9 protein-coding genes are annotated in these 12,331 nt (G+C 70.3%); 6 read left to right on the forward strand and 3 right to left on the reverse strand.

Going from position 1 to position 12,331, the window contains the following annotated elements:
• Positions 1–221 precede the first annotated feature (221 nt).
• Together meaB and OG266_RS13585 are read right to left on the reverse strand one after the other, a co-directional pair.
• The gene (gene meaB / locus OG266_RS13580; RefSeq protein WP_329545440.1) at positions 222–1,178 is read right to left on the reverse strand and encodes a methylmalonyl Co-A mutase-associated GTPase MeaB; all 957 of its coding nucleotides are present in this window, start codon (positions 1,176–1,178) and stop codon (positions 222–224) included.
• A 50-nt stretch (positions 1,179–1,228) separates the two neighbouring features.
• Positions 1,229–2,431 carry an acetyl-CoA C-acetyltransferase gene (locus tag OG266_RS13585; RefSeq protein ID WP_329545441.1) on the reverse strand — a complete coding sequence of 401 codons (1,203 nt, stop codon included), beginning with the start codon at positions 2,429–2,431 and terminating at the stop codon, positions 1,229–1,231.
• Positions 2,432–2,578: 147 nt separating this feature from the next.
• On the opposite strand from OG266_RS13585, the gene mce reads away from it, so the two are divergent.
• From mce to OG266_RS13610, 5 genes are all read left to right on the forward strand, one after another.
• Entirely contained in the window at positions 2,579–3,019 is a 441-nt protein-coding gene (gene mce / locus OG266_RS13590) for a methylmalonyl-CoA epimerase (protein WP_371545827.1), read from the forward strand.
• A 241-nt stretch (positions 3,020–3,260) separates the two neighbouring features.
• On the forward strand, positions 3,261–7,109 hold the full coding sequence (scy, locus tag OG266_RS13595; RefSeq protein WP_266454171.1) for a polarized growth protein Scy: 3,849 nt from the start codon (positions 3,261–3,263) through the stop codon (positions 7,107–7,109).
• A gap of 183 nt (positions 7,110–7,292) precedes the next feature.
• Entirely contained in the window at positions 7,293–8,228 is a 936-nt protein-coding gene (locus OG266_RS13600) for a cellulose-binding protein (protein WP_266454173.1), read from the forward strand.
• A 74-nt stretch (positions 8,229–8,302) separates the two neighbouring features.
• A complete protein-coding gene (locus OG266_RS13605) occupies positions 8,303–9,289 on the forward strand; it encodes an ABC transporter ATP-binding protein (RefSeq protein ID WP_371545829.1) in 987 nt (328 codons plus the stop codon).
• A gap of 2 nt (positions 9,290–9,291) precedes the next feature.
• Positions 9,292–10,062: an ABC transporter permease gene (locus OG266_RS13610; protein WP_266454176.1), complete on the forward strand. Its 771-nt coding sequence runs from the start codon at positions 9,292–9,294 to the stop codon at positions 10,060–10,062.
• Here OG266_RS13610 and OG266_RS13615 read toward each other — a convergent pair.
• Positions 10,043–11,080 carry a hypothetical protein gene (locus OG266_RS13615; protein WP_371545832.1) on the reverse strand — a complete coding sequence of 346 codons (1,038 nt, stop codon included), beginning with the start codon at positions 11,078–11,080 and terminating at the stop codon, positions 10,043–10,045. The genes OG266_RS13610 and OG266_RS13615 overlap by 20 nt on opposite strands.
• A 171-nt stretch (positions 11,081–11,251) precedes the next feature.
• Here OG266_RS13615 and OG266_RS13620 point away from each other — a divergent pair, with 171 nt between their 5' ends.
• On the forward strand, positions 11,252–12,142 hold the full coding sequence (locus tag OG266_RS13620) for a hypothetical protein (RefSeq protein ID WP_371545833.1): 891 nt from the start codon (positions 11,252–11,254) through the stop codon (positions 12,140–12,142).
• The last annotated feature ends 189 nt before the right edge of the window (positions 12,143–12,331 follow it).

Below are 12,331 nucleotides of genomic sequence, written 5' to 3' on the forward strand. Positions count from 1 at the left end.
CATGAGGAGGAACATGGGGATCAACTTAACAGCGGGGGCCGGGGGTTGAGGAGGGTTTTTCGCCCCCTCCGCTCCTACCCGTTCGCGTCACTTGGGGGCTCCGCCCCCAAACCCCCGTATCGCGCTGGCGCGCTCGTCCTCAAACGCCGGACGGGCTGACACCGGGCGTAGCCCGGAAGCAAGGGACGGGTAGGGGCGGAGGGGGCGAAAACCCCAATACCTCAGCCCTCCCGCAAACCCTCCACCAGCGAATCCGCCGCCCGGTAGGGGTCCAGCTCCCCCGCCACGATCCGCTCCGCGAGTGCGCCGAGGCGTCGGTCCCCGTGGAGGTCGCCGATCCGTTGCCGCAGCGCGGTGACGGCGATCGTCTCGATCTCGTGGGAGGCCCGGGAGAGGCGACGCTCGGTGAGCACCCCGTGCTCCTCCATCCACGCCCGGTGCTTCTCCAGCGCTTCGACGACCTCGTCGATGCCCTCGCCCCGCGAAGCGACCGTCTTGACGATCGGGGGACGCCAGGCACCGGGGCCGCGGGACTCGCCGAGGCCGAGCATGTGGTTCAACTCACGGGCGGTGGCATCGGCCCCGTCCCGGTCGGCCTTGTTGACGACGTACACGTCGCCGATCTCGAGGATGCCGGCCTTGGCCGCCTGGATGCCGTCGCCCATTCCGGGGGCGAGGAGCACCACGGACGTGTCGGCCTGCGAGGCGATCTCGACCTCGGACTGCCCGACACCGACCGTCTCGACGAGCACCACGTCACAGCCCGCCGCGTCCAGGACGCGGATCGCCTGGGGGGCCGCCCAGGCGAGCCCGCCGAGGTGGCCCCGGGTCGCCATGGAGCGGATGTACACACCGGGGTCGGAGGCGTGCTCGGACATCCGCACGCGGTCGCCGAGCAGCGCGCCTCCGGAGAACGGCGAGGACGGGTCGACCGCGAGGACGCCGACCCGCTTGCCCTGCCGCCGGTACGCGGTCACCAGCGCCGACGTGGACGTCGACTTGCCCACGCCGGGCGAGCCGGTGAGTCCGACGACGTACGCGTTCCCGGCGAGCGGGGCGAGCGCGGCCATGACCTCGCGGAGTTGCTCGGACGCCCCCTCCACCAGGGAGATCAGCCGGGCCACGGCCCGCGGCCGGCCTTCCCTGGCCTGGGCCACCAGTGAGGCGACGTCCTGCATCACAGCTCCGTTCCGAGTAGATCCGAGTAGAGACGTACGAACAGAAATACTCAGCCCTTGGGTACCCGCACGATCAGCGCGTCACCCTGACCACCGCCACCGCACAGCGCGGCGGCGCCCACACCGCCGCCCCGCCGCTTCAGTTCGAGGGCGAGGTGCAGTACGAGCCGCGCGCCGGACATCCCGATCGGGTGACCCAAGGCGATGGCTCCGCCGTTGACGTTCACCTTGTCGGTGGACACCCCGAGGTCCTTCATTGACTGCACGGCGACCGCCGCGAAGGCCTCGTTGATCTCGATCAGGTCGAGAGCCGAGACGTCCAGGCCCTCCTTCTTCAGGGCGTGCAGGATGGCGTTGGAGGGCTGCGACTGGAGCGAGTTGTCCGGTCCGGCGACGTTCCCGTGGGCGCCGATCTCGGCGATCCAGTCGAGGCCGAGCTCCAGCGCCTTCGCCTTGCTCATGACCACGACGGCCGCGGCGCCGTCCGAGATCTGGGACGAGGTGCCGGCCGTGATCGTGCCGTCCCTGGTGAACGCCGGGCGCAGCTTGCCCAGCGACTCCACCGTCGTCTCGGCGCGGATGCCCTCGTCCTTGCTGAAGACGACGGCCTCGCCCTTGCGCTGCGGGATCTCGATGGGGGTGATCTCCGCCTCGAAGATGCCGTTCTTCTGGGCGGCGGCCGCGCGCTGGTGCGAGAGGGCCGCGATCTCGTCCTGCTCGGGGCGGACGATGCCCAGGCGGGTGTTGTGCTTCTCCGTCGACTCGCCCATGGCGATGTTCTCGAAGGCGTCGGTCAGGCCGTCGTACGCCATGGCGTCGAGCATCTCGATCGCGCCGTACTTGAAGCCCTCGCGGGACTTCGGGAGGAGGTGGGGCGCGTTGGTCATGGACTCCTGGCCACCGGCGACGACGATCTCGAACTCACCTGCACGGATGAGCTGGTCGGCGAGCGCGATGGCGTCGAGGCCCGAGAGGCAGACCTTGTTGATGGTGAGGGCGGGGACGCTCATCGGGATGCCCGCCTTGACCGCGGCCTGGCGTGCCGGGATCTGCCCTGCCCCGGCCTGGAGCACCTGGCCCATGATCACGTACTGCACCTGGTCGCCGCCGATGCCCGCACGGTCGAGGGCGGCCTTGATCGCGAAGCCGCCGAGGTCGGCTCCGGAGAAGGACTTCAGCGAGCCCAGCAACCGTCCCATGGGCGTACGGGCGCCCGCGACGATCACCGAGGTCGTGCTGTTCGTTCCAGACATGAGGTGCGATCCCCTTTCAGCTGCACAGCTGAGGAGTGTGAACGAGGGTTTACTTGAATGTACTGAGCGGTAGGCCACCCGTCATCCGGCCCGGAGTGTGATCGCGCGCACGTTGCGTAACCACCCCAGGAGCGCTGCACTGACTCCATGCTGACGCGAATCGACCACATTGGGATCGCCTGTTTCGACCTCGACAGGACAGTCGAGTTCTACCGGGCCACGTACGGCTTCGAGGTCTACCACTCCGAGGTCAATGAGGAGCAGGGCGTACGCGAGGCCATGCTCAAGATCAACGAGACGTCCGACGGCGGCGCCTCCTACCTCCAGCTGCTCGAACCCACCCGCGAGGACTCCACCGTCGCGAAGTGGCTGGCCAAGAACGGCGAGGGCGTCCATCACATCGCCTTCGGCACCGCGGACGTGGACGCCGATGCCGCGGACATCAAGGACAAGGGCGTACGAGTGCTGTACGACGAGCCCCGGATCGGGTCGATGGGCTCCCGGATCACCTTCCTGCATCCAAAGGATTGCCATGGCGTCCTGACAGAACTGGTCACTTCGGCGCCTGTTGAGTCACCTGAGCACTGACCCTCGTACATATGGGCCGGTAGGGTTGGGCACGGCCGCCGCCTCTTCGGGGCGGCCCGGGTTCCTTTCATTGGGATTCGAGGGCCGGGGTCCAGGTTTTCGGGGGACGGGCGGGACGAGCGTCGGGGCATCGGCCCGTGCTCCGCCGGTGATCTGACACCATTCCCCGGGGGCCCCGTTCGGCGGATGGACGGTGCTCGTTTGGAGAGACTTGCGACCAGGGGACGGATGGGACCGCGCAGTGCGGGGCTACGAACGCCAGGAGCGAGAGCCGGCGGCTGACGTCGACCACCTCTCTCGGTTCGAGGCCGAGATGGAGCGGCTGAAGACCGAGCGGGAGAAGGCCGTCCAGCACGCCGAGGACCTCGGCTATCAAGTCGAGGTGCTGCGCGCCAAGCTGCACGAGGCGCGCCGCAGTCTGGCGACCCGGCCTGCCTACGAGGGCGGGGACCTGGGCTACCAGGCCGAGCAGCTCCTTCGTAATGCGCAGATCCAGGCCGACCAGTTGCGCGCCGACGCCGAGCGCGAGATGAGCCAGGCCCGCGCGCAGACACAGCGCATCCTCCAGGAGCACGCCGAGCAGGCCGCCCGCCTCCAGGCAGAGCTGCACCAGGAGGCGGTCACCCGCCGCCAGCAGCTCGACCAGGAGCTGGGCGAGCGCCGGCAGACCGTCGAGTCGCATGTCAACGAGAACGTGGCGTGGGCGGAGCAGCTGCGCGCCCGCACCGAGCAGCAGGCCCGCCGTCTCCTCGAGGAGTCGCGCACCGAGGCCGACCAGTCCCTTGCCGCCGCCCGCGCGGAGGCCGAGCGGGTCGCCGCCGAGGCCCGCCAGCGGCTGAACGCCGACGCCGAGTCGGCGCGCTCGGAGGCCGAGGCGCTGCTGCGCCGGGCCCGCACGGACGCCGAGCGGCTGCTGAACGCGGCTTCCAACCAGGCCCAGGAGGCCACCGACCACGCCGAGCAGCTGCGCAGCTCCACGGCGACCGAGTCGGACTCCGCCCGCCGGCAGGCCACCGAGCTGAGCCGGACCGCCGAGCAGCGCGCGGCCGAGGCCGAGGCGGCGCTGCGCGAGGCGCGGGCCGAGGCGGAGAAGACCGTCACCGAGGCGAAGGAGGCCGCGGCCAAGGCCCTGGCCACCGCCGAGTCGACGAACGAGCAGCGCACGCGTACGGCGAAGGAGCAGGTCGCCCGGCTGGTCAACGAGGCCAACGAGGCCGCCGAGACCACCAAGACCGACGCCGAACAGGTCGTCGCGGAAGCCAAGGCCAAGGCCGAGAAGATCGTCGCGGAGGCCGAGGAGAGCGCGCGGAGCCTCACCGCCGAGGAGACCGCGTCCCAGCTCGCCAAGGCCGCGCGTACGGCTGAGGACGTACTCAACAAGGCGTCCGAGGAAGCCAAGTCGACCACCAAGGCGGCGGTCGAGGAGGCCGAGCGGATCCGCGCGGAGGCCGAGTCCGAGGCGGACCGGCTGCGTGCCGAGGCGCACGACATCGCCGAGCAGCTCAAGGGCACGGCGAAGGACGACACCAAGGAGTACCGCGCCAAGACGGTCGAGCTCCAGGAGGAGGCGCGCCGGCTGCGCGGTGAGGCCGAGCAGCTGCGCGGCGACGCGAACGCCGAGGGCGAGCGGATCCGCAGCGAGGCCCGGCGCGAGGCCGTCCAGCAGATCGAGGAGGCGGCCAAGACCGCCGAGGAGCTGCTGGCCAAGGCCAAGGCGGACGCCGACGAGCAGCGGTCGGTCGCCACGACCGACAGCCAGCGGGTGCGCACCGAGGCCATCGAGCGCGCCACGACGCTGCGCCGGCAGGCCGAGGAGACCCTGGAGCGGACCCGCACGGAGGCCGAGCGGCACCGTGCCGAGGCCGAGGAGCGGTCCGAGGCCGTCAAGGCGGAGGCCGAGCGGGCCGCGGAGGCGATGCGCGAGGAGACCGAGCGGGCCATAGCGGCCCGTCGGGCGGAGGGCGCCGAGGAGCTGACCCGGCTGCACACCGAGGCCGAGCAGCGGGTCGCCTCGGCCGAGCAGGCGCTGGGCGATGCGCGTGCGGAGGCCGAGCGGATCCGCCGCGAGGCCGCCGAGGAGACGGACCGGCTGCGTTCGGAGTCCGCGGAGCGGATCCGTACGCTCCGGGCACAGGCCGAGGCGGAGGCCGAGCGGCTGCGCAACGAGGCCGCGGCGGACGCGTCCACCTCGCGGGCCGAGGGCGAGAACATCGCCGTACGACTGCGTTCGGATGCCGCGGCGGAGGCCGAGCGGCTGAAGTCGGAGGCGCAGGACAGCGCAGACCGGGTACGGGCGGAGGCGCAGGCCGCGGCCGAGCGTCTTGCGACCGAGGGTGCCGAGGCGCTGGCCGCCGCTCAGGAGGAGGCCCTGCGGCGCCGCCGTGAGGCCGAGGAGCTGCTCGGTTCGGCGCGCCAGGAGGCCGACCAGGAGCGTGAGCGGGCCCGGGAGCAGAGCGAGGAGCTGCTGGCTTCCGCGCGCAACCGGGTGGATGAGGCCCAGGCCGAGGCCGTACGGCTGGTCGAGGAGGCCGACCGACGCGCGACCGAGATGGTCTCGAACGCCGAGCAGACCGCACAGCAGGTGCGTGACTCGGTGGCCGGGCTGTACGAGCAATCGCAGGAGGAGATCACCGGTCTCAGGTCCGCCGCCGAGCATGTGGTGGACCGGATGCGGAACGAGGCGCAGGCCGAGGCCGACCGGGTGCGCGCCGACGCGTACCAGGAGCGGGAGCGGGCCGGCGAGGACGCGGGCCGGATCCGGCGGGAGGCGTCCGAGGAGTCGGAGGCCGCCAAGTCCCTTGCGGAGCGCACGGTTTCGGAGGCGATCGCGGAGTCCGAGCGGCTGCGTTCGGACGCCGCCGAGCACGCCCAGCGGGTCCGCACCGAGGCGTCCGACGCCATCGCCAACGCCGAGCAGGACGCTTCACGTACGCGTGCCGAGGCCCGGGAGGACGCGAACCGGATCCGTTCGGACGCGGCCACGCAGGCGGACACGCTCATCACCGAGTCGCGGTCCGAGGCGGAGCGGCTCACGGCGGAGACGAACTCCGAGGCCGATCGGGTCCGGACGGAATCCGTGGCCAAGGCCGAGCAGCTGATCTCGGACGCGACCGGGGACGCGGAGCGGCTGCGTGCCGAGGCCGCCTCGACGGTCGGCTCCGCGCAGCAGCACGCCGAGCGGATCCGCTCCGAGGCGGAGCGGGTCAAGGCCCAGGCGGCCGCGGAGGCGGAGCGGCTCACGTCGGCCGCGCGCGAAGAGGCGGAGCGGACGACGGACGAGGCGCGCCGGGCGGCCAACAAACGGCGCTCCGAGGCCGCCGAGCAGGTCGACACGCTCATCTCGGAGACGACCGCCGAGGCCGACAAGCTGCTCTCGGAGTCCCAGCAGAGCGCGCAGAAGACCACGGCGGACGCCGAGGAGCAGGCCGACACCATGGTGGGTGCGGCCCGCAACGAGGCGGAGCGCCTGGTGTCCGAGGCGACGGTCGAGGGCAACTCGCTGGTGGAGCGGTCCCGTACGGACGCCGACGAGCTGCTGGTCGGCGCGCGCCGGGACGCGACGGCGATAAGGGAGCGCGCGGAGGAGCTGCGCGACCGGATCACCAACGAGATCGAAGAGCTGCACACGCGGGCCCGCCGCGAGTCCGCCGAGACGATGAGGGCGGCCGGCGACCGGTGCGACGCGCTCATCAAGGCGGCCGAGGAGTCGCTGGTGAAGGCCGAGGCGAAGGCCAAGGACCTGGTCTCGGAGGCCAATTCCGAGGCGAGCAAGGTGCGGATCGCCGCCGTCCGAAAGGCGGAGGGGCTCCTCAAGGAGGCCGAGCAGAAGAAGAACTCGCTCGTTGCCGAGGCTCAAAAGATCAAGGCCGATGCCGAGCAGGAAGCGCGGCGCACGGTTGAAGAGGGCAAGCGCGAGCTCGAAGTCCTGGTCCGACGCCGTGAGGACATCAATGCCGAGATCTCCCGTGTCCAGGACGTGCTGGAAGCGTTGGAATCCTTTGAGGCCCCGTCCGGGAACAAGGACGGTGGAGTCAAGGCCGGCGCTGCCGCGGGTGCGACTCGTTCGGGTGGCAAGGCGTCAGAGGGCTAGTCAGAAGCACCGATTCCATGCTTTGTAGGGACCTTTGACACAGGCTCTGGCAAGCGCTCCGACAGGTAGCCACCCAAAAGGAGTGTCATTCTCCAGATCAAACACGTATCCGCTCGATGACACACCGCTTTGACCCCTAGGATTCCCCCTATCACCTCACCGGTCTCATTCGACAGGAACCCCATGAGCGACACTTCCCCCTACGGCTTCGAGCTTGTGCGGCGTGGGTACGACCGCGCTCAGGTGGACGAACGCATTTCGAAGCTCGTCTCCGACCGTGACAGCGCTCTGGCCCGTATCACTGCTCTGGAAAAGCGCATTGAGGAACTCCACCTCGAGACGCAGAGCGCCCAGGCCCAGGTAAGCGACGCTGAGCCGTCGTACGCCGGCCTCGGCGCACGCGTCGAGAAGATCCTCCGCCTCGCCGAGGAGGAGGCGAAGGACCTGCGCGAGGAGGCCCGTCGCGCTTCGGAGCAGCACCGCGAGCTCGCCGAGTCGGCGGCCCAGCAGGTCCGCAACGACGCAGAATCGTTCGCTGCGGACCGCAAGGCCAAGGCGGAGGACGAGGGCGTCCGGATCGTCGAGAAGGCCAAGGCCGACTCCTCCCAGCTGCGCGGCGAGGCGCAGAAGGACGCGCAGCAGAAGCGCGAGGAGGCCGACGCCCTCTTCGAGGAGACCCGCGCCAAGGCCGCGCAGGCCGCCGCGGACTTCGAGACGAACCTCGCCAAGCGGCGTGAGCAGTCCGAGCGTGACCTGGCTTCCCGTCAGGCCAAGGCCGAGAAGCGTCTCGCGGAGATCGAGCACCGCGCGGAGCAGCTCCGCCTGGAGGCCGAGAAGCTGCGCACGGACGCCGAGCGCCGCGCCCGCCAGACGGTGGAGACGGCTCAGCGCCAGGCCGAGGACATCGTGGCCGACGCGAACGCCAAGGCCGACCGTATCCGCTCGGAATCCGAGCGCGAGCTGGCGGCTCTGACGAACCGTCGCGACTCGATCAACGCCCAGCTCACGAACGTCCGCGAGATGCTCGCGACGCTCACGGGCGCCGCGGTGGCCGCCGCCACCACGCCGGCCGAGGACGAGCCGATCTCGCGTGGGGTACCGGCTCAGCAGTCCCGGTAACGCCTGATCGTTGGCGCACGAAGCCCCCTGCCACTCCGGTGGCAGGGGGCTTCGTCCCGTTTTAGCGTGGCCGCATGATCGAGCTCGAGGGGCTGACCAAGCGGTACGGCGAGAAGGTGGCGGTCAACAATCTGACCTTCGCCGTCAGACCCGGCATCGTGACGGGGTTCCTGGGGCCGAACGGCGCCGGCAAGTCCACGACGATGCGGATGCTGCTCGGGCTCGACCGGCCCACCGCGGGCGACGTGCGGATCGACGGGCAGCACTACGACCACCTCAAGGACCCGCTGAAGTACATCGGTGCCCTCCTCGACGCCAAGGCCATGCACGGCGGGCGCAGCGCCTTCAACCACCTCCTCTGCCTCGCGCAGAGCAACGGCATCTCCAAGGCGCGGGTGCACGAGGTCCTCGACACGGTCGGTCTGACCGCGGTCGCGAAGAAGAAGGCGAAGGGGTTCTCGCTCGGTATGGGCCAGCGGCTCGGCATCGCGGGCGCGCTGCTCGGCGACCCGCGGATCCTGATGTTCGACGAGCCGGTCAACGGGCTCGACCCCGAGGGCATCCACTGGATCCGCAACCTCATGAAGTCGCTCGCGGCGCAGGGCCGTACGGTCTTCGTCTCCTCGCACCTGATGAGCGAGATGGCGCTGACCGCCGACCACCTCGTCGTCATCGGCCAGGGCAGGCTGCTCGCCGACACCTCCATGGCCGACTTCATCCAGCAGAACTCGCGGTCGTACGTCCGTATCCGCACCCCTCAGCGCGAGCGTTTCCTCGACGTGCTGCACGGCGCCGGGATCACCGTCGTCGAGACGGGCGGCGGCACGCTGGAGGTGGACGGCTCCCAGCCGGAGCACCTCGGGGAACTCGCCGCGCGGCACCAGGTCGTGCTGCACGAGCTCAGTCCCCAACAGGCCTCCCTGGAGGAGGCGTTCATGCAGCTGACGGCGGAGTCGGTGGAGTACCACGCGCACACGGACGCCGCCCTCATGGAGGCACCCCCTCCGGCGACCCCGCCACCACCGCAGGGGCAATGGGGCGGCGACTGGAAGAGGGACTGAGCATGGCGGCGACGCAGGTCATCAAGTCCGAGTGGACCAAGATCCGCTCCGTCGCGTCCACCATCTGGACGCTGAGTCTCGCCGCGGTCGTCACGGTCGCCCTCGGCATCCTGATCTCGCTCCTGTCCAAGAACGAGTTCGACAACATGAGCGCGAAGGACCAGCTCTCCTTCGACCCGACGTTCATCAGCTTCGCGGGCATGAGCCTCGGTCAGCTCGCGATGATCGTGTTCGGGGTGCTCGTCGTCTCGAACGAGTACAGCACCGGCATGATCCGCACCTCGCTCTCCGCGGTCCCGCAGCGCGGCACCTTCCTCTTCAGCAAGATCGCGGTGGCGACGGTCCTCGCCTTCGTCGTCGGGATCATCACCAGCTTCGTCGCCTTCTTCCTGGGGCAGGCGATGCTCGGCTCGCACAAAGCGTCGATCGGCGACCCCGGCGTGCTGCGCGCGGTCATCGGCGGCGGCCTCTACATGACCCTGATCGCCGTCTTCTCGATGGGCGTCGCAACGATGCTGCGCAGCCCGATGCTCTCCCTCGGCATCCTGATGCCCTTCTTCTTCCTGATCTCCAACATCCTGGGCGCCGTCTCCGCGACCAAGAAGGTCGGCCGCTACCTCCCCGACCAGGCCGGCAGCAAGATCATGCAGGTGGTGACCCCGATCGACGACGACACTCCGTACGGTCCCTGGGGCGGACTCGCGATCATGGTGGCTTGGGTGGCGGTGGCGGTCGTCGGGGGGTATGTGCTGCTCAAGAAGCGGGACGCGTAAGGTCCTCGGAGTCCGGGCGGGAGGGAATCGCGGGTTCCCCGCCGTCCGGCCGGGACTCCAGTACCCCGTCGAAGTCCGCCCACCCCTCCCAGCGCCACACGTCCTTGTCCAGGTCCGGCTGGAGCGGTACGAAGCGGCCGAGTTCGAAGTCGCCGCCCTCCAGGTCGAACCAGCGCTCGTCGGCGACCTCGGTGCCCAGGCCCACGGTCCGCGCCGTCAGCCGCACGAGCAGCTTCACGCCGTACGACCCGGACAGGTCCTTGCCCTGGATGAGCTGGAACGGCAGCTCGGCGACCGGCGCCTGCACCGGTATCCACACGGTGAAGGGCGCCCCGCGCTCCACCGCGAGCCAGGACCGCTCCTCGGCGGGCTCCCCGTTCGCGTCCAGCACCTTCAGCCACTGCTTGTAGATGACCAGGCTGCCGTCGTGCGGCGACCGCTCCAGATAGCGCAGATGGACCCGGGCCCGCAGATCCACGACCGAGAGGTTGTCGAAGCGGTTGTAGAAGCGGACGGCGATGATCGCGTCCTCGCTGTCGGCGTGGTCCCGCGAGTAGCCGGGAAAGTCCGCGGTCCAGGCGTGCGAGACGCTGGCCCGCTGCCGCCAGACGAACGGCCGCAGCGCGAACAGCTTGATGAGCACGATCCCGAGGAGCACCGCGGGCACCATGGCGCCGGTGACCGAGGAGAGTGTGGCGAGCAGCTGGTGGGCGGTGCTGTCCGGCTCCGGTTCGAGGTTGTCGGTCCCGACGCAGGCGCGCAGCACGGTGAGGCTGAGGTCGAAGAGCCGCTCCTTGTTCGAGAAGCGCTCCCCCATCGACCGCCCCGACTGCTCGGTCACCGTCCACAGCGCCGCGACGACCACGGAGAGCACGGCCAGCGCGCCGAGCGTCATCAGGAGCAGGGCGTGGACGGTGCGTGCGGCGATCCACCAGCGAACAGACGTACGGAAGCGCGGATGCGCCCGGTCCCGCCGCGGCTGCCCCCAGCGGCGCTCACCACTTCTCAGTAAGCTCAACTCACGTCCCCTGTAACCGACATCGGACCCACTCGTACAATGGGACGCCATGATTCCCGGTGTCCGTTCCAGCCAACCCCACTCCGGTGGGCAAGTCCTGGGTCAGCCCCGGGTAGACCTCGGGTGGAACGCTGTGCCCGTACCGCGCGACCACCCCCGAAGGGCGTCACCTTGACGACGAAGGACCGAAGCCTCCGAGCGCTGGGCCTAGACGACGTGCCCGCCAAGCAGCCGCTCACCTATCCGGGCCGCCCCACCACCGAGCCGTCCCTGCTGACCGGGAGCGAGCTGCTCCATCTCGGCGTACGCCCGCTGCGGCTCGGCGAGTGGTACGTGGAGGAGCGCGAGGAATCGCAGCGCCTCGACGAGGCCCTCGCCGGTCTCGGCCAGGTCGGCACCGGGCGCCGACACCCCGTCATCGCCGTCGGCTCGAACGCCTCCCCCGGCCAGGTCTCCCACAAGCTCACCCGCCTCGGCATCCCGGCGACCGTGCCGATGGTGCCGGTACGGGTGCGCGGTATCGGCGTCGGCTGCTCCGGGCACATCAGCCCCGCGGGGTACGTGGCCGGGACGCCGTACGTCGACCCGGACGCGGAGACGACGCTCGTCGTCACCTGGCTGGACTCCACGCAGCTGAAGGCCGTCGACGACACCGAGTTCCCGGACTACCGGCGGGCGATACTCCCGGGCGACGCCTTCGGGATGACGATGCCCTCCGGCGAGCGGCTCGGCGCCGCGTACATCTACTTCAGCGCGCACGGCGTGCTCGCCGACCCGGCGACCGGTGAGCCGCGCCCCGGCGGCGGTGACCAGTCAGCGCTGCTCGCCGCGCTGCTCGCCGACTCCGCCGCACTGCGCGAGCTGCTCGGACCCGACCCGGCCACCTGGGTGCGCCGCGCAGGAGCCGAGCGCTCCCTGCGCGAGCAGGGCACGCTGCTCTTCGGCAAGGAGGGCTGGGTGCTGCCGCAGACCGACTTCCTGCCCTACGCCGACGAATCGGACGAGCTGCGGCTGTACGACGACCTGCCGCCACTGGACGACTCGCTTCCGTATCGCGGCTGAGGAATCGGTTTCCGGCCCCCGACGGTTCCGTTTCCACGCTGACCAGGCAAGACGCGTACCTGCCAAGGGGGCGGCTTGACCTGCACTGTTTTACTTTCTTTTGAGTGGAACCGTCAGCACAGCGATATCCTCCTAACCCTTACGGGGGCGTGCGCCCCGACGTCCTGAACGTCCTGAACCTTTCGATGG

Origin of the sequence: Streptomyces sp. NBC_00554 (genome assembly GCF_041431135.1) — a bacterium.
Taxonomy (GTDB): Bacteria; Actinomycetota; Actinomycetes; order Streptomycetales; family Streptomycetaceae; genus Streptomyces.